Below are 19,568 nucleotides of genomic sequence, written 5' to 3' on the forward strand. Positions count from 1 at the left end.
AAATCGCTGGGGCTGCTGTGCAGCCCTTTCGCGACACAAGGCTGCTCCTACAACGAACACGGTAGGAATGGCGGTCAACGCTCGCGCAACGCCTCCGAACGCGCCTTCATGATCGGCTTGAGCAGGTAGCTCATGATGGTCTTCTTGCCGGTCATGATATCGACCGTCGCCACCATCCCCGGAATGATCAGCAGCGGCTTCTCGTCAGTGCCCAGGTGGCTGCGGTCGGTGCGCAGCTTGATCAGGTAATAGGTGGTCTTCTTGTCTTCATCGGTGATGGTGTCGGCACCGATCTGCTCCAGCTTGGCCTTCAGCCCACCGTAGATGGTGTAGTCATAGGCCGTGAACTTGACCGTCGCTTCCTGACCAGGGTGCAGGAAGGCGATGTCCTTGGGCAGGATCTTCGCCTCGATAACCAGTGAGTCGTCCAGCGGCACGATTTCTATGATATCGCTGCCCGGCTGGATCACCCCGCCAATGGTATTCACCAGCAGTTGCTTGACGATACCGCGTACCGGCGAAGTAACCATGGTGCGGTGCACGCGATCATCCAGCGCCTTGCTGGTTGCCGTGGCTTTGTTCAGCTCTGTGCGCGCTTCGTTCAGCTGGGTCAGCGCTTCGCTACGGAATTTGCCACGGGTCTCTTCGATCTTGCTTTGCACCTCGCGAATGGCCGCCTCGGCACGCGGGATAGCCAGCGCTGTGGAGTCCAGCTGACCGCGGTTCTCCACCTCGGCACGACGCAGGCGCAGCACTTCAACCTGCGAGATTGCGCCGGTTGCCACCAGTGGCTCGGACATGCTGATCTCTTTACGCAACAGTTCCAGGCTGTTGGCGTACTGGGCGCGCTTTGAGCTGAACTCGCGCAGCTCCTGCTGGCGCTGGACCAGTTGTTGCTGCAAGCCACCAATCTCGTCCTGCAGTTGCTGGCGCCGGCTCTGGTACAGCGACTCTTCGCTTGCTGCCTGGCTTGGCGCGGCCTTGCGCAGTTCCTCATCGATCTTCAACGGGGTGTCGCCCACTTCGGCACTCAGGCGCTCGACGCGCAAAGCCATGGCCAGGCGGTCGGCCTCGGTTTCACCCACATTGGAGGCGAATCGGGTTTCATCCAGGCGCAGCAATGGCTGGCCCACTTCGACGATCTGCCCTTCCTTGGCGAAGATCTCGGCGACTATACCCCCCTCCAGGTTCTGAATCTTCTGCACCTTGGACGACGGAATGGCCTTGCCTTCACCCCGCGTAACTTCGTCGATGGGCGCGACGCTGGCCCACACGATCAGGAACACGAAGAACAGGATCACGCCCCAGATGGTCAGCCGCACGACTCGCGGCGCATCCTCGATCAGGGCCTTGTTGACCTCTGGCAGCGGCTGCCCGCCCAGTGAATCGGACCCTTTGAAATAGCGCCGCAGGCCTTCCTTGAATTGCCCTACATCCAGCTTATGCAACACTGATCTGCCCCTTCTTCAGCGCATCCATGACCGCGGCTTTCGGGCCGTCGGCGACAATCTGCCCGCGATCGATCACGATCAGTCGGTCCACCAGTGACAGCAGCGAGGCACGGTGAGTGACCAGCAGCATCGTCTTGCCTTCCACTACCGCCTGCAGCCGCTGCTTGAGGCGTTCTTCGCCGGTGTTGTCCATGGCGCTGGTCGGTTCGTCCAGCAGCAGGATCTGCGGGTTGAGCAACAGCGCGCGGCCCAGGGCGACGTTCTGTCGCTGGCCGCCGGACAGGTTCTGCCCGCGCTCACCCACCTGCAGCTCGTAGCCGTCCGGGTGCAACCGGGCGAATTCATGTACGCCTGCCAGTTCAGCAGCCTGCAGGATCAACTCATCCTCGATGTAGCGGGCCCCGCTGACCAGGTTATCGCGCAGGGTACCGGCCAGCAGCTGAATGTCCTGCGGCACGTAGCCGATGTTGTGGCGCAGTTCGCTGACGTCAATCTGGCGAATGTCCACGCCGTCGACCAGCAGCGAGCCGCTGTCGGCCTCGTACAGGCCGACGATGAGCTTGGCCAACGAGCTCTTGCCCGAGCCACTGCGGCCGATAATGCCCACCTTCTCGCCGGGGCGGATGGTGAGGTTGATGTTCTTCAGGGCCTGGTTCTGTTGGTTCGGATAGGTGAAATCGACCCCGCGGAACTCGACGCTGCCCTGCAGCACCTTGCGGCTCAGCGGGCGTTCTTCGAAGTTGCGCTCTTGCGGTAGTTCCATCATGTGGTCGGTGGAGACCATGGTCACCTTGGCTTGCTGATAGCGGGCGAGCAGGCCGTTGAGCTGGCCCAGCGGCCCGAGGGCGCGGCCGCTGAGCATGTAGCAGGCTACCAGGCCGCCCATGCTCAGGTTGCCGTCGATGATCAGGTATACGCCGACGCAGATCATTGCCACGCCTGCCAGTTGCTGGATCAGCAGGGTGATGTTCATCGCCAGGCTCGACAGCACTTTCACCCGCAGTTCCAGGCGGCTGAGGGTACCGAGGGTCTGCTCCCACATGTACTGGCGTTCGCTTTCGGCGTTGTTGACCTTTACCGCATCCAGGCCGGCAAGGGTCTCGATCAGGCTGGACTGGCGCTCCGAAGCCAGGGCCATGGTCCGTTCCATGGTCGCCATCAGTGGCCGTTGCAGTGCGTAGCCGATGCCCAGGGCCAGTGGGAAGGCGATGATCGGGATCCACACCAGGTGCCCGCCAATGATGGCGATGACAATCAGAATAAGGACGGTGAACGGCAGGTCGATCAGGCTGGTCAGGGTCAGCGAAGCGAGGAAGTCACGCAGGCCCTGGAACTCATGAATGTTCTGGGCAAAGCTGCCGACCCTCGCAGGGCGGTACTTCATCGACATGCCGACGATACGTTCGAACAGCGTTGCCGAAATGATCAGGTCGGTCTTCTTGCCAGCCAGGTCCAGGCACAAGCCGCGCAGGCCCTTGAGGATCAGGTCGAAGATGTAGGCGCCGGCGATGCCGACGGCCAGTACCCAGAGGGTCGAGGTGGCCTGGTTGGGTACCACCCGGTCATATACGTTCATCACGAACAGTGGCGCGGCCAGGGCGATCAGGTTGATCACCAGGCTGGCGGCGATGGCGTCGATATACAGCCACTTGCTGCGCAGCAAGGTATCGCGGAACCACGACTTCGCCCGCGGGATGAGGTTGCCGTGGTTGACGTCGAACTTGTGCTGCGGCTGGGCAAAGAATACCCGACCACTGTAATCGCTCTGCAGGGCTTCGCGGCTGACATGCACCTCGCCGCCATCGCTCTCGCTGAGCAACAGGCGTGCGGTGTCTTCGTTCTCCCAGCCCAGCAGGACGGCGCTGCGGCCTTCCTTGAGCAGCAACATGGCTGGCATGGCGATGCTCGGGATCTGCTCCAGCTTACGCTGCAGCAGGCGCCCCTGCAGGCCGGCCCTGGCGGCAGCGCGGGGCAGCAACTCGGGGCTCAGGCGCTGGGCCGGCAACGGCAGGCCGGTGGTCAGCATGACCCGGCTTGCAGGTTTCTGGTGCAGGACACACAGGCTCAACAGACTATCCAGCAGGGGATCGTCATGCTGACTGCGTGGATCGTGGCTGAGTTGGACTCGACTGACTTCGGATTCCACGCGGCGCTCTCTTCATCCTTGTGGTGGGTGGGGTGGGTGTGCCGCCGTTCAGGCTGGCTCACCCGTGCTGCCAGGCAGTGGTCATGAGGCTACGGCACCCTGGCGCTTGGGCAACCGGCTAATGGTCGCCTTGAATCGGTATTGAGTAAACAGTTCTGCGGTCTTCATTCCTGGCAGACGGTGCTGGGTGGTGGATGTTTCATTTTTGATCCAGTCAGCATCCAGATCGAATCAGTTTTCAGCATAGCCTGCCATCCAGCTGGCGACAGAGGTGTTGCGGTATTGCTCTGCACCATGGTCAAGAAACAGGCGCTGATTTGTTGACGAACTTGCGCGACTAATTAGGCAAAATTCATCTATTAGAAAAGCGTTCTCTGACAAACCTGGTCTATACAAACGGTGACGCTTTCTCGTATTAGGGCTGGCAGTATTTACGCTGTGGTTCGCTATCTCTTTGATCTGCGGCAAATTGGCACCCTTATTGTGCAACTGTACTGGCTACCGAGAGTCGCGAACTGTCACAAGGCCCAGGTTCTGCGCGGCCTCCAGTAACCGTCGGGCCCCCTTTAGGCAAGGTTTGTGCTTTTGACAAAGCTATTGTTTGAACGAGCTGAAGGTGATTTGTAAATTGACGCTCGAATTTTGACAGTTGCCGATGAAAGGGTGTCCTGACCCATCCGATACCATCACCTAAGCGCCGAGAAAGATGCTCTGAATGTCGCGTTGCGCGCGCTTTAGGTGATGTATGACACTTGTCCCCAGAAAGCACATGGTTAATATGCGAATATCAATGTGACATTACATTGGCGATTGTTTAGGATGGCAGAATGCAGGTCAATAGTTTGGCATTTGGTAAATTTAAATAAGTTATAGACGGAATATTGACGCCGGTAAGCGTCGAAAGATCATCAACATATTTCCGCCTGAAGTGGTCTGCGAGTGCCGCTCTGGCAGGGAAGTACCTATCGGGTCACACGGAGAGTCCAATGAGCAGCGTTGTAGCCATCGTCAAAAGTCTTGTTGGCCAGGTTATTGCGGTATCCCCAGAGGGCATTCGGCGTGTTCTGATCGAAGGGGACCGCCTGCTGGCTGGTGAAGAAGTGCTCACCGGCCCAGGCGGTGCAGTTACTTTGGAGCTGGCCGACGGCCGTTTGCTTGACCTGGGTCGAGACAGCCAGTGGAGCGCTGATGCGCCTGACAGCAGCACCGACCTGAGTCAGGCTACCGCGCAGGCCGCGCCGTCAGTGGAAGAGCTGCAACAGGCGATCGCCGCCGGTGTCGACCCGACTACCGAGCTTGAAGCAACTGCGGCTGGCCCGTCGTCGGCGGGCGGTGGTGGTGCACTTGGCGGTGGCCACAGCTTTGTCATGCTCGAAGAAACCGCAGGCCGGGTCGACCCTACCGTCGGCTTTCCGACTGATGGGCTGGGCTTTGCTGCCGTGCTCGATGGCGAAGAGGTTGGCCAGCTGGATGCCACCAGCAACAACCAGGTGACTACTCCGACGACCGATACCAATGTTGCTACCGACCTGGTTCTGGGCGCTACCTCTTCCATCAGTGAAGCGGGTGGCGTAATCGTTTATACCGCTACGGTTGGCCAGGCGCCGACCACAAACCTGGTGGTCACCCTGTCCAACGGTGCCGTGATTGTCATTCCGGCCGGGCAGACCACTGGGAGCGTAAACGTCGTGGTCCCCGCGAACGATACCCCGTATATCGACGGCGGCCAGATTTCGGCGACCGTAACGGGCACCACCGGGGGCGGCGGGCTGATAGTGACTGTGCCGCAAACACCAGCGGTTACTCAGGTTACCGATACCGTCGACACCACCACCGCGACCCTGACGGCGACCCCGTCGGTGACCGAAGGCGGGGTGATCACCTACACCGTGACCCTGAGCAACCCGGCTCAGACTCCGGTGACCGTGACCCTGTCCAATGGCCAGACCATCACCGTGGAAGCCGGCAAGACCCAGGGCAGCGTCGACTTCGAAACCCCGGCCAATGACGTCTACAACAACGGCTCGACCGTTAGCGTGACCATCGAGAGCGCCACCGGCGGCAACTTCGAGCAACTGACGCCGAACCCGACCCCGGCCCAGACCACGATCAACGACTCGGTCGATAACACCACCGCGACCCTGACGGCGACCCCGTCGGTGACCGAAGGCGGGGTGATCACCTACACCGTGACCCTGAGCAACCCGGCTCAGACCCCGGTGACCGTGACCCTGTCCAACGGCCAGACCATCACCGTGGAAGCCGGCAAGACCCAGGGCAGCGTCGACTTCGAAACCCCGGCCAACGACGTCTACAACAACGGCTCGACTGTCAGCACCACGATTACCGGTGCGACCGGTGGCAACTTCGAACAGCTGACGCCGAACCCGACCCCGGCGCAGACCACGATCAACGACTCGGTCGATAACACCACCGCGACCCTGACGGCCACTCCGTCGGTGACCGAAGGCGGGGTGATCACCTACACCGTAACCCTGAGCAACCCGGCCCAGACCCCGGTGACCGTGACCCTGTCCAATGGCCAGACCATCACCGTGGAAGCCGGCAAGACCCAGGGCAGCGTCGACTTCGAAACCCCGGCCAACGACGTCTACAACAACGGCTCGACTGTCAGCACCACGATTACCGGTGCGACCGGTGGCAACTTCGAACAGCTGACGCCGAACCCGACCCCGGCGCAGACCACGATCAACGACTCGGTCGATAACACCACCGCGACCCTGACGGCGACCCCGTCGGTGACCGAAGGCGGGGTGATCACCTACACCGTGACCCTGAGCAACCCGGCTCAGACCCCGGTGACCGTGACCCTGTCCAACGGTCAGACCATCACCGTGGAAGCCGGCAAGACCCAGGGCAGCGTCGACTTCGAAACCCCGGCCAACGACGTCTACAACAACGGCTCGACCGTTAGCGTGACCATCGAAAGCGCCACCGGCGGCAACTTCGAACAGCTGACGCCGAACCCAACCCCGGCGCAGACCACGATCAACGACTCGGTCGACACCACCACTGCGACCCTGACGGCCACTCCGTCGGTGACCGAAGGCGGGGTGATCACCTACACCGTAACCCTGAGCAACCCGGCTCAGACCCCGGTGACCGTGACCCTGTCCAACGGCCAGACCATCACCGTGGAAGCCGGCAAGACCCAGGGCAGCGTCGACTTCGAAACCCCGGCCAACGACGTCTATAACAACGGTTCGACTGTCAGCACCACGATTACCGGTGCGACCGGCGGCAACTTCGAGCAGCTGACGCCAGACCCGACGCCTGCATCGACTGTCATCAATGACAGTATCGATACCGTCACCGTAAGCATCGTCAGTAATGGCAACGTGACAGAGGACCAGCAGCCGTCCTTTACTGTGAAGGTAAGCCAGGCACTGGACCGTCCGTTGACAGTTACTCTGTCGAACGGCGATACCGTGACCATTGAGGCCGGCAAGACCGAAGTGGAATACAAGACCGCAGCCCAAGGCGATGATGTCATCCAGGATGCCGGCTCCGTCACGCTCAGCGTGACAGATGCCACCGTCTCGGGTGCCACCTTCGAGAAGCTGGCGTTCGGAGGCCCGGCTACCGTTGAGATCTCGGACACCATCAGTGAAGTCGTCGCCAAACTGACCGCTACTGAGTCCGTAACCGAAGGTGGCGAAATTACCTACACCGTCACGCTGACCAGCAAGGATGGACTGCCGCTCAACATCCAATCGCCGCTGTATTTCACTCTCAGCGATGGCAAGACCGTTATTGAGGTACCGGCCAACAGTACAACCGGTTCGATAACCGTTGCCGCGCCGGACAACGTCTACATGGGCGCCAATCCACCGGTAGTCAATGCGATCGATTCGGTCAGCGGTGCTGATGTATGGAAGTTCGAGAAACTGACCTTGGACAAAACCGAGGTCACTACCACCGTGACTGATGAATCCGGCACCCCAGGCTCTGGTGGTGACCTTGTGTGGGTTAGCATCGAGGCCGACCAGGTATCGGTCCTCGAGAACCAGAACCCGACCTTTACCGTGAAGGTCAACACCGTGCTGGCGCACGATCTTGTCGTGACCTTGAGCAACGATGCCCAAGTCACGATCAAGGCGGGAGAAACCAGTGCGCAGTACACCCATGCCGTACAGGGCGACGACGTTTACCAAGACGCCGGCACTATCAGTGTCGGCCTCAAGTCGGCGACCGATACCGCAGGCAGCACCTTCGAGAATCTGCAATTTGGCGGAGCCGCGTCGGTGGGAGTGACTGACACCATCAACGAAGTAGTGGCCAAGCTGACGGCTACCGATTCCGTCACCGAGGGTGGCGAAATTACCTATACCGTCACGCTGACCAGCCAAGACGGCCTGCCGATCAACAACCACTCGCCGCTGTACTTCACCCTCAGCGACGGCAAGACCGTAGTTGTGGTGCCGGCCAACAGCAACACCGGCTCGATCACCGTTACCGCGCCTAATGATGTCTATGTAGGTGCTCAGCCTGTAGTGAATGCGATCGACTCGGTCAGCGGTGCAGATGCCTGGAAGTTTGAAAAGCTGACCCTGGACAAATCGGAAGTCAGCACAACGGTTACTGATGGCCCAGGCTCAGAGGATATTACCTGCCTGACGCTTTCTGCCACACCGACAGTGGCCGAAGGTGGCACGATCACCTACACCGCCACCTTGACCAACAAGGCCGGCACTGACTTGGTCATCAAACTGAGCAACGGCGAAACCATTACCATCGCGGCAGGCCAGAAGGAAGCTTCGATCATCGTCGACGCCCCAGGGGACGATGTGTACATCGATGCCAAAGACCTCAGCGTGACCATCACCGATGCCACGGGTGGCAATTTCGAGAAGCTGGATGTCAGCAGCAAGGCGGCCGTGACCAAAGTCACCGATACCATCGACACTACCACCGTGACCTTGACGGCCACGCAAAGCGTGGTCGAGGGTGGTGTGGTGACCTACACCGCGTCGGTCAACCACAAGGTCACCGGTTCTGACCTGGTGGTGAAATTGGCCAACGGTCAGACCATTACCATTCCGGTGGGTGAGTCGTCGGCGTCGGTGCCCTTCACCGCGCCAGACAATGCCTACAACACTAATCTGGACCTGACCAACAAGATCACCGACATCTCGGGCGGCAATTACGAGAAGACCGTAGCCGTTGGCGAGCCGGTGACGACCGTGACCGACGGACCAGGCACCAAGGACATTACCCACCTTACCCTGAGCGCGACACCGACGGTTGCCGAGGGTGGCAAGATCACTTATACCGCGACCTTGACCAACAAGGCCGGCACCGATCTGGTGATCAAGCTGAGCAACGGTGAAACCATCACCATTGCCGCCGGCTCGAAGGAGGCTTCGGTCATCGTCGACGCCCCAGGCGATGATGTCTACATTGATGCTGAAGTACTGCAGGTCAAAGTGACCGAAACCACGGGTGGTGACTTCGAGAAGCTGAATGTAAACAGCGGCGCAGCCGTGACCAAGGTCACCGATACCATCGACACCACTACCGTGACCCTGACCGCGACCTCGACCGTCGCTGAAGGTGGTGTGGTGACCTACACCGCATCGGTCAATCACAAAGTTACCGGTTCGGACCTGGTGGTAAAACTGGCCAACGGCCAGACCATCACCATTCCGGTGGGCGAGTCGTCGGCGTCGGTGCCGTTCACCGCGCCGAACAACGTCCATAACACCAACCTGGACCTGACCAACAAGATCACCGACATCTCGGGTGGTAACTACGAGAAGACCGTGGCTGTTGGCGAGCCAGTGACCACTGTCACCGACAACCCGGCGACCCCGGACGTCACCACACTCACGCTGACCGCGACAGATACCGTGGCCGAAGGCGGCAAGATCACCTACACCGCAACGCTGTCCAACCCGGCGGGTACTGCGCTGACCGTCAAGCTGAGCAACGGCGAGACCATCACCATCGCGGCGGGTCAGAAAGAAGGTTCGATCACCATCGACGCGCCGAGCGACGATGTGTACATCGATGCGGGTACCGTTCAGGCCAATATCGATAGCACCAACGGCGGCGACTTCGAGAAGCTGGACGTCAGCAGCACTGCGGCTGTGACCAAGGTCACCGATACCATCGACACCACTACCGTGACCCTGACCGCCACGCAAAGTGTGGTCGAGGGCGGCGTAGTGACCTACACCGCGTCGGTCAACCACAAGGTCACCGGTTCGGACCTGGTGGTAAAACTGGCCAACGGCCAGACCATCACCATTCCGGTGGGCGAGTCGTCGGCGTCGGTGCCGTTCACCGCGCCGAACAACGTCCATAACACCAACCTGGACCTGACCAACAAGATCACCGACATCTCGGGTGGTAACTACGAGAAGACCGTGGCCGTTGGCGAGCCAGTGACCTCTGTCACCGACAACCCGGCGACCCCGGACGTCACCACACTCACGCTGACCGCGACAGATACCGTGGCCGAAGGCGGCAAGATCACCTACACCGCAACGTTGTCCAACCCGGCGGGTACTGCGCTGACCGTCAAGCTGAGCAACGGCGAAGCCATCACCATCGCCGCCGGTTCGAAGGAAGCCTCGATCACCATCGACGCGCCGAGCGACGATGTGTATGTCGATGCCGAAGACCTGAGCGTGACCGTTACCGGTACCACCGGTGGTGACTTCGAGAAGCTGGACGTCAGCAGCACTGCGGCTGTGACCAAGGTCACCGATACCATCGACACCACTACCGTGACCCTGACCGCGACCTCGACCGTCGCTGAAGGTGGTGTGGTGACCTACACCGCATCGGTCAATCACAAAGTTACCGGTTCGGACCTGGTGGTAAAACTGGCCAACGGCCAGACCATCACCATTCCGGTGGGCGAGTCGTCGGCGTCGGTGCCGTTCACCGCGCCGAACAACGTCCATAACACCAACCTGGACCTGACCAACAAGATCACCGACATCTCGGGTGGTAACTACGAGAAGACCGTGGCCGTTGGCGAGCCAGTGACCTCTGTCACCGATAATCCGGCGACTCCGGACGTGACCACACTCACGCTGACCGCGACGGATACCGTGGCCGAAGGCGGCAAGATCACCTACACCGCAACGTTGTCCAACCCGGCGGGTACTGCGCTGACCGTCAAGCTGAGCAACGGCGAAGCCATCACCATCGCCGCCGGTTCGAAGGAAGCCTCGATCACCATCGACGCGCCGAGCGACGATGTGTATATCGATGCCGAAGACCTGAGCGTGACCGTTACCGGTACCACCGGTGGTGATTTCGAGAAGCTGGACGTCAGCAGCAAGGCGGCTGTGACCAAGGTCACCGATACCATCGACACCACTACCGTGACCCTGACCGCGACCTCGACCGTCGCTGAAGGTGGTGTGGTGACCTACACCGCATCGGTCAATCACAAAGTTACCGGTTCGGACCTGGTGGTAAAACTGGCCAACGGCCAGACCATCACCATTCCGGTGGGCGAGTCGTCGGCGTCGGTGCCGTTCACCGCGCCGAACAACGTCCATAACACCAACCTGGACCTGACCAACAAGATCACCGACATCTCGGGTGGTAACTACGAGAAGACCGTGGCCGTTGGCGAGCCAGTGACCACTGTCACCGACAACCCGGCGACCCCGGACGTCACCACGCTCACGCTGACTGCGACAGATACCGTGGCCGAAGGCGGCAAGATCACTTACACCGCAACGTTGTCCAACCCGGCGGGTACTGCGTTGACCGTCAAGCTGAGCAACGGCGAAGCCATCACCATCGCCGCCGGTTCGAAGGAAGCCTCGATCACCATCGACGCGCCGAGCGACGATGTGTATATCGATGCCGAAGACCTGAGCGTGACCGTTACCGGTACCACCGGTGGTGATTTCGAGAAGCTGGACGTCAGCAGCAAGGCGGCTGTGACCAAGGTCACCGATACCATCGACACCACTACCGTGACCCTGACCGCGACCTCGACCGTCGCTGAAGGTGGTGTGGTGACCTACACCGCATCGGTCAATCACAAAGTTACCGGTTCGGACCTGGTGGTAAAACTGGCCAACGGCCAGACCATCACCATTCCGGTGGGCGAGTCGTCGGCGTCGGTGCCGTTCACCGCGCCGAACAACGTCCATAACACCAACCTGGACCTGACCAACAAGATCACCGACATCTCGGGTGGTAACTACGAGAAGACCGTGGCCGTTGGCGAGCCAGTGACCACTGTCACCGACAACCCGGCGACCCCGGACGTCACCACGCTCACGCTGACTGCGACAGATACCGTGGCCGAAGGCGGCAAGATCACTTACACCGCAACGTTGTCCAACCCGGCGGGTACTGCGTTGACCGTCAAGCTGAGCAACGGCGAAGCCATCACCATCGCCGCCGGTTCGAAGGAAGCCTCGATCACCATCGACGCGCCGAGCGACGATGTGTATGTCGATGCCGAAGACCTGAGCGTGACCGTTACCGGTACCACCGGTGGTGACTTCGAGAAGCTGGACGTCAGCAGCACTGCGGCTGTGACCAAGGTCACCGATACCATCGACACCACTACCGTGACCCTGACCGCGACCTCGACCGTCGCTGAAGGTGGTGTGGTGACCTACACCGCATCGGTCAATCACAAAGTTACCGGTTCGGACCTGGTGGTAAAACTGGCCAACGGCCAGACCATCACCATTCCGGTGGGCGAGTCGTCGGCGTCGGTGCCGTTCACCGCGCCGAACAACGTCCATAACACCAACCTGGACCTGACCAACAAGATCACCGACATCTCGGGTGGTAACTACGAGAAGACCGTGGCCGTTGGCGAGCCAGTGACTACTGTCGCCGACAACCCGGCGACCCCGGACGTCACCACGCTCACGCTGACTGCGACAGATACCGTGGCCGAAGGCGGCAAGATCACTTACACCGCAACGCTGTCCAACCCGGCGGGTACCGCGCTGAACGTCAAGCTGAGCAACGGCGAGACCATCACCATCGCGGCGGGTCAGAAAGAAGGTTCGATCACCATCGATGCGCCGAGCGACGATGTGTACATTGATGCCGGTACCGTTCAGGCCAAGATCGATGGCACCACTGGCGGCGACTTCGAGCTGCTGGCTACCAGTGGAGCCTATGCGGTAACCAAGGTCAGCGACACCATCGACCACACTGGCCTTAGCCTCAGCGCCACGCCAACCGTCGCAGAAGGTGGCCAGATCACCTACACCGCCACCCTGACCAACAAGGCTGGCACCGACATGACCATCAAGCTGAGCAACGGCGCTGTGATCAGCATCGATGCGGGCAAGCTCTCCGGCTCCGTGACCGTTCCGGCGCCAGCCGATGACGTCTATATCGATGCAGGCAACGTTTCGGCGAAGATCACCGAAACCAGCGGTGGCAACTTCGAGAAATTGAACGTCAGCGATACGGCGGCGGTCACTGCGGTCACGGATACCATCCAGACCACCACCCTGAGCATCAGCGGCACCGCCGCGGTCGCCGAAGGTGGTAATGCCACGTACGTCCTGAACCTGACCAACAAGGCCGAGACCGACGTCACCGTCAAACTGACCTACACCGGCACCGCGGCCGATGGCACGGACTACACCGGCGTGGCTACCGTAGTGATCAAGGCCAACAGCTCGCAGGCAACGTTCACCGTCCCGACCTTCAAGGACAACGCCACCGAGGGTACCGAGCACTTCACGGTCAAGATCGATTCGGCCACTGGCGGTAACTTCGAGAAGCTCGACATCAGCTCCAGCGCCGGCAGCGTGACCACCCAGATATTCGAGCCAGCTCCGGTTCTGGACCTGGATGGCAACGACTCCAGCGGCAAGACCGGAGCCGACTACCAGACCACCTTCACCGAGAACCAGCCAGGCAGTGGTGTGTCGATCGGCGATGTGGACGTCACTATCACCGACTTCGACAGCTCGCAGCTGACGGGCGCGACGGTCACCCTGACCAACCGCCAGCCGGGTGATGCGCTGAACCTAGGCAACAGTGTCAACGGCATCACGATCAACGCCAACAGCACAGACGGCAAGGTAGTCCTGACCCTGAGCGGCGCTGCGTCGCTGGCCGACTATATCCAGGCGATCAAGAACATCACCTTCATCAACAGCAGCGAGAACCCGAGCACCACGCCTCGCATCATCACCGTGACGGTGACCGACGGCGTTAATACCTCGAACACCGCCACGACCACGGTGAATGTGATCGCTGTCAACGACGCACCGGTCGCCACTGGCGGCGCCGTCACTGGCGTCGAAGACACGCCGCTGGTGCTGACCTGGAACGACTTCAACATTTCCGACGTCGACAGCGCCCTGTCGAGCCTGGGTGTGACCTTCACCCAGCTGCCAGCGGGTTCCCTGCAGCTCTTCAACGGCACCGCCTGGGTCAACGTCGCCCAGAACCAGACCGTCAGCCAGGCTGACATCGCTGCCGGCAACCTGCGGTTCGTGCCAAAATCCAACGAGTCGGGTATCGACGGATATGGCGGAACGGGCGTCGGCAACAAGCAGGCCGACTATGCCCAGATCAAGTACAAGCCTACCGACGGTACCGCTGCTGGTGGCGAGGCCACGCTGAAGGTCGATATTGCACCTGTAGCCGACAAGCCTGGCCTGAACATCGGCAGCAACACTCCCGAATCGCTTGGCCTGACCAAGGAAACCTGGAACAGCCTCACGGGCCTGGGCACCAACGGCAACGGCATCAGCGGTACTGCGCTGAAGAACGTGTTCGCCAACTCTGGCAGTGCCAGCAAGACCGAGCAGGTTACCAGCGCCGATTCGGGCGGCAGCGTTGCCGCCGGTACGGGCTCCAAGACCTCCGGCCTGATCTACCTGGAAGCCGGCCAGACCTACACCTTCAGCGGCACCGCCGATGACAGCTTGCAGGTCTATATCGGCAAAACCAGCGTGGTCGGCGCCACCTGGGGGGCGGGCGGTACGATCTCCGGCAGCTTCTCGCCGCCTGTCAGCGGCTACTACACCTTGGAGATCTACCACGCCAACCAGTCCGGCCCGGGCAGCCTGGATATCAACGTCAAGGTCGGTAACGGCCCGGTGACCGACCTGAGCAGCTCGGCCATCCCGATGTACCCGAACGTTGCGGCGATGGGGAGCGCGGGGCTTTCCGTGTCCGATTTCCATGGCAGTGACGGCCAGGGCTACTACGACGGCTACAAGCTCAACGAAGGGCCGGAGAACGGCACCGTCAAGCTGGTCGGCATTTCCACCAACCTGACCGACACCGACGGCTCCGAGAGCCTGAGCGTCAAGCTGGACGGCATTCCGGCAGGTTCGGTGCTCAGCGATGGCGCCGGTCATACCGTAACCGTCGGCGCCACGTCGGTTGACGTCACCGGCTGGAGCCTCAACGGCCTGAGCATCAAGCCGCCGGCGTACTACCAGGGCAGTTTCGATGTGAAGGTCACCTCGACCGCTACCGAAAGCGTGGGCGGCAGCAAAGCCTCCACCGAAGGCACGATCAAGGTAACTGTCTATCCGGACAGCTATACCGCCAGCAACCTGACTACCGACAGCGACAGTTTCACCGGCACCACCACCAGTGACATCATCGTTGCCGACATCAGTGGCCTGCATGTGACGCCGGGTCAGGACTACAACATTGCGTTCATCGTCGATACCTCAGGCAGCATGGGCAGCGCGGTCGATGCCGCGCGCAACTCGCTGAAGTCGGTGTTCGATACGCTGGCCAACAGCGTCAAGGGCGCGCAGTCCGGTACAGTGAACATCCTGCTGGTGGACTTCTCCACCCAGGTGAACAGTACGGTTTCGGTCAACCTGGGCGACAAGAACGCGTTGAGCACGCTCTACACTGCGCTCAATACGCTCTATTCCAGCGGCTCGACCAACTACGAGGATGCCTTCAAGACCACCGCCAACTGGTTCAAGCAATTGATGGACGTGGGCAACACCGGCAGCCGCCAGACGTTCTTCATCACCGACGGCCAGCCGAACGTGTACCAGGCTGGCGAACGTGAGGGCACCTTCAGGAACATCGGCACAACGGTGGATTCCGTGCTCAAGTCGATCGGCTACAAGTTGGGTGACGTGGTCACCAACAAGATGGTGGGCAGCGACAACCGCTTCAGCATCGATGCCAAAGGCAACATGACCGCCGAATACTGGGGCAAAAAGGGCTGGACCAACGACAATGGTGCGTCTGGACAGCTGCATGCCCAAGGTGATGGCACCTTTGAGTTCTCCTACGCTGAAAGCGGTTACTACTATGTGGACTACAACTCGCAACAAAGCTTCCTGTTGCTGTCCAACCTGTCTGGCGTGGAAGCCATCGGCCTGAACAGCGCGGTCAATGTCAACGACCTGAAGCCTTACGACACCGATAGCAAGCCGCAGACCAACATCGACCCGAGCAAACTGGCGGAAGCGATCCTGGGCCACACCGAAGCCACCGTGCCGGGCAATGACACCGTCAACGGTGGTGATGGCAACGACATCATCTTCGGTGACCTGGTGAGCTTCGGTTCGGTCGCCGGCAACGGTGTCGAAGCCATACAGAGCTATGTTGCAGGCCAGCTGGGTGTGGCCCTGGGTGATGTCGACGGTCGCGTGCTGCACAAGTACATCGTCGAGCACGTCAGCGAATTCGATGTCTCGCGCAGCAACGATGGCAATGACATTCTCAACGGTGGCGCGGGCAATGACCTCCTGTTCGGCCAGGGCGGCGACGACACCCTCGACGGTGGCAAGGGCAATGACATCCTGATCGGTGGCCTGGGCAAGGACACTTTGCTCGGTGGTGAAGGCAATGACATCCTGCTTGGCGGCAAGGGCGATGACACCATGACCGGTGGCAGCGGTGCCGACACCTTCGTATGGAAGGCTGGCGATACCGGCAATGACGTGATCAAGGACTTCAAGGTGGCCGAAGGCGACCGCATCGACCTGAAGGACCTGCTCCAGGGCGAGAAGGGCAGCACCATCGACAACTACCTGAAGCTCACCACGGTGGAAGGCACGACGACGCTGCAGGTCAGCAGCGAAGGCAAGCTCAATGCCGCCGGTGGTATCGCCAATGCCGACGTGACCATCAAGCTGGAAGGGGTGAACTGGTCCAACACCACGATCAACTCGTTGATCAGCGGTGCTGACCCGACCATCATCGTCCACAACAAGGACAGCTGATGCGCCAATGGGCTGCCCTGCAGCCCATCGCCATCACCGGCTTCAGGCTGGCGCTGTCCCTGTAGGAGCGGCCTTGTGTCGCGATGGGCTGCAGAGCAGCCCCCAGGTCTCCGGCATTGTTGCCGAAACCGTGGGGCCGCTTTGCGGCCCTGTCGCGACACAAGGCCGCTCCTACAGGACGCGTGCCTGGGCCTTTCCCGCAACTCCATGACAGCGCATACTCTGGCGCCGGGCCTGCGTGCCCGGTGATCTTTGCCTATGCTGCTGTCTACCACCCAGGAACCAATGTGACGAGGGACACCGCCATGTTCTACGTGCAACGCGATGCCGCTGGCCAGTTGCAGCGGGTCGAAGCAGCCGCTTTTGACCAGTTCACCGAAATGCTCCCCGCCGACCATGCCGATATCCAGGAATGGTTTGCCGATGACGTCGTGGAAAACAGCCTCAACCAGCTCAAGCAAAGCGATCTCGACATGATCCGCGTGCTCGAGGACTTGATCGATGTGCTGACTGCCAAGGGTGTGTTCAAGATCACCGACCTGCCCCCCGGTGCGCAGGCCAAGCTGCTCAACCGTTCTACAGCGCGCAAGGCGCTCAGCAGCCTGAACAACCTCATCGATGAGGAAGAGCAGGGCGGGTTGATCTGATTGCGCGCCGCCTCTGACAGCCGTGCTATGGTTATTCTTTATCGGTATTTAAAATATAACCCTTATGACTTTATAGTCGCTTCCACTGCGTACCCGTCGACCAATCGATGCGCCGCACGACTTGAACCCACACGGGAAATCCCCGTGCGTTTCTGATCGTTGCGCGCCATTGAAGTCGCGCACTGCGTGGGAGTGAAAAATGTCAGCCGCCTCGAACGCCTTGTCGATCATCGACAGCGCACTGCCGCAACGCTTCGAAATCCGCCCTTTTTCCGGTGCTGTAGGTGCCGAGATCATCGGCCTGGACTTGGCCAGGCCGGTCAACGCCGTGGATTTTGCCCGTATCCATCGCGCCCACCTCGACCACCATGTGCTGGTGTTTCGCGACCAACGCATCAGTCCCGACCAGCAGATCGCCTTCAGCCGCCGTTTTGGTCCATTGCAGATCCATGTGCTCAAGCAGTTCCTGCTCGCCGGCCACCCCGAGATCCTGATCGTTTCCAACATCATCGAGAATGGCCAGAACATCGGCCTGGGTGATGCCGGCAAGTTCTGGCACTCGGACCTGTCGTACAAGGAACTGCCCAGCCTCGGTTCCATGCTGCATGCCCAGGAACTGCCCGGCGAGGGCGGCGATACTCTGTTCGCCGACATGCACAAGGCCTGGGACGCTGTACCCGCGGCCCTGCGCAAGGTGGTCGAGGGCCGCAGTGCCGCTCACTCCTACACCGCCCGTTACGCCGAGACCAAGTTCGAAGGCAACTGGCGCCCGACCCTGACCGCCGAGCAGCTGGCGCAGGTACAGGAAGTCATCCATCCGGTGGTGCGTACCCACCCGGAAAACGGCCGCAAGGCGCTGTTCGTCAGCGAAGGCTTCACCACCCGTATCGTCGGCCTGCCAAGTGACGAAAGCCGCGACGTGCTGCAACAGCTGTATGCCCTGAGCGTGCTGGAGCAGAACATCTATCGCCACCAGTGGCAGCCTCACGACCTGGTGTTCTGGGACAACCGCTCGCTGATCCACCTGGCCACTGGCTGCCCCGCACACCTGCGGCGCAAGCTGTATCGCACCACCATCCAGGGCGATGCCCCGTTCTGACGACTGAGGAAACCCATCATGCGTAAATCCATCAGCCGCCTGGCGGCAAGCATCGGCCTGGGCGCAAGCCTTGTCGTCGGCAGCCTGGCGGCCCCCGCCACGGCGCAAGCAGAAGGCAAGATTCGCATCGCCGAACAGTTCGGTATCGTCTACCTGCTGCTGAACGTAGTGCGTGACCAGCATCTGATCGAAAAACATGGCAAGGAGCAGGGCATCGACATCGAAGTCGATTGGGCCCAGCTGTCGGGTGGTTCGGCTATCAACGACGCACTGCTGTCCGGTTCGGTGGACATCGCCGGTGCCGGCGTCGGCCCGCTGTTGACCGTGTGGGACCGTACCAAGGGCCGACAGAACGTCAAGGCCGTGGCCTCGCTGGGCAACTTCCCGTACTACCTGGTCAGCAGCAACCCCAATGTGAAGACCATTGCCGACATCTCCGACAAGGACCGCATCGCCGTACCGGCGGTAGGCGTTTCGGTGCAGTCGCGCTTCCTGCAGTACGCCGCCGCCCAGCAATGGGGCGACAAGGAATACAACCGCCTCGACAAGTACACCCTGGCCGTGCCGCACCCGGATGCCACTGCCGCGCTGCTGGCCGGCGGCACCGAACTCAACGGACACTTCTCCAACCCGCCGTTCCAGGACCAGGTGCTCGCCAACAAGAACGTGCACGTTGTACTCAACAGCTACGACCTGCTCGGCCCCAACTCGCCGACCTTGCTGTTCGCCACTGAAAAATTCCGCAAGGACAACCCCAAGACTTACAAGGCCTTCGTTGATGCGCTGGCCGAAGCCGCGGACTTCGCCCAGAAGGACAAGGCGGCTGCCGCCGACACCTACATCCGCGTGACCAAGGCCAAGATCGACCGCGACACGTTGATCAGGCTGATCGACAACCCGCAGTACGAATTCACCGTCACGCCAAAGAACACCTACAAGTTGGCCGACTTCCTCTATCGGGTAGGCGCCATCAAGCACAAGCCGGAATCGTGGAAGGACTACTTCTTCCAGGATGAACGCCCGCTGCAGGGGAGCTGA

At 60.7% G+C, this 19,568-nt stretch carries 7 protein-coding genes; 5 read left to right on the forward strand and 2 right to left on the reverse strand.

Annotation, left to right across the window (positions count from 1 at the left end):
- Nucleotides 1–74: 74 nt before the first annotated feature.
- Both ACK56M_RS01010 and ACK56M_RS01015 read right to left on the reverse strand, forming a co-directional pair.
- Nucleotides 75–1,451 carry an HlyD family type I secretion periplasmic adaptor subunit gene (locus ACK56M_RS01010; protein WP_015268515.1) on the reverse strand — a complete coding sequence of 459 codons (1,377 nt, stop codon included), beginning with the start codon at nt 1,449–1,451 and terminating at the stop codon, nt 75–77.
- The gene (locus ACK56M_RS01015; protein WP_015268516.1) at nt 1,441–3,597 is read right to left on the reverse strand and encodes a type I secretion system permease/ATPase; all 2,157 of its coding nucleotides are present in this window, start codon (nt 3,595–3,597) and stop codon (nt 1,441–1,443) included. Before ACK56M_RS01015 ends, ACK56M_RS01010 begins: the two co-directional genes overlap by 11 nt.
- 141 nt (nt 3,598–3,738) lie before the next feature.
- Here ACK56M_RS01015 and ACK56M_RS01020 point away from each other — a divergent pair, with 141 nt between their 5' ends.
- The 5 genes from ACK56M_RS01020 to ACK56M_RS01040 all read left to right on the forward strand — a co-directional run bounded on the left by ACK56M_RS01020 (nt 3,739) and on the right by ACK56M_RS01040 (nt 19,568).
- Entirely contained in the window at nt 3,739–3,921 is a 183-nt protein-coding gene (locus ACK56M_RS01020; RefSeq protein WP_137108949.1) for a hypothetical protein, read from the forward strand.
- 662 nt (nt 3,922–4,583) lie between these two features.
- Complete coding sequence (locus ACK56M_RS01025) at nt 4,584–16,784, forward strand: retention module-containing protein (protein ID WP_411959215.1); 12,201 nt, start codon at nt 4,584–4,586, stop codon at nt 16,782–16,784.
- A gap of 305 nt (nt 16,785–17,089) precedes the next feature.
- Nucleotides 17,090–17,431, forward strand: coding sequence for a hypothetical protein (locus ACK56M_RS01030; protein WP_015268518.1), 342 nt, complete (start codon nt 17,090–17,092; stop codon nt 17,429–17,431).
- A 199-nt stretch (nt 17,432–17,630) separates the two neighbouring features.
- Complete coding sequence (locus ACK56M_RS01035) at nt 17,631–18,530, forward strand: TauD/TfdA dioxygenase family protein (RefSeq protein WP_015268519.1); 900 nt, start codon at nt 17,631–17,633, stop codon at nt 18,528–18,530.
- Between the two features lie 18 nt (nt 18,531–18,548).
- Nucleotides 18,549–19,568 (forward strand): ABC transporter substrate-binding protein, encoded by a 1,020-nt coding sequence (locus ACK56M_RS01040; protein ID WP_015268520.1) that lies wholly within the window; start codon nt 18,549–18,551, stop codon nt 19,566–19,568.

This window comes from Pseudomonas sp. s4, assembly GCF_046764235.1.
In the GTDB taxonomy this organism is placed as follows: domain Bacteria; phylum Pseudomonadota; class Gammaproteobacteria; order Pseudomonadales; family Pseudomonadaceae; genus Aquipseudomonas; species Aquipseudomonas asiatica.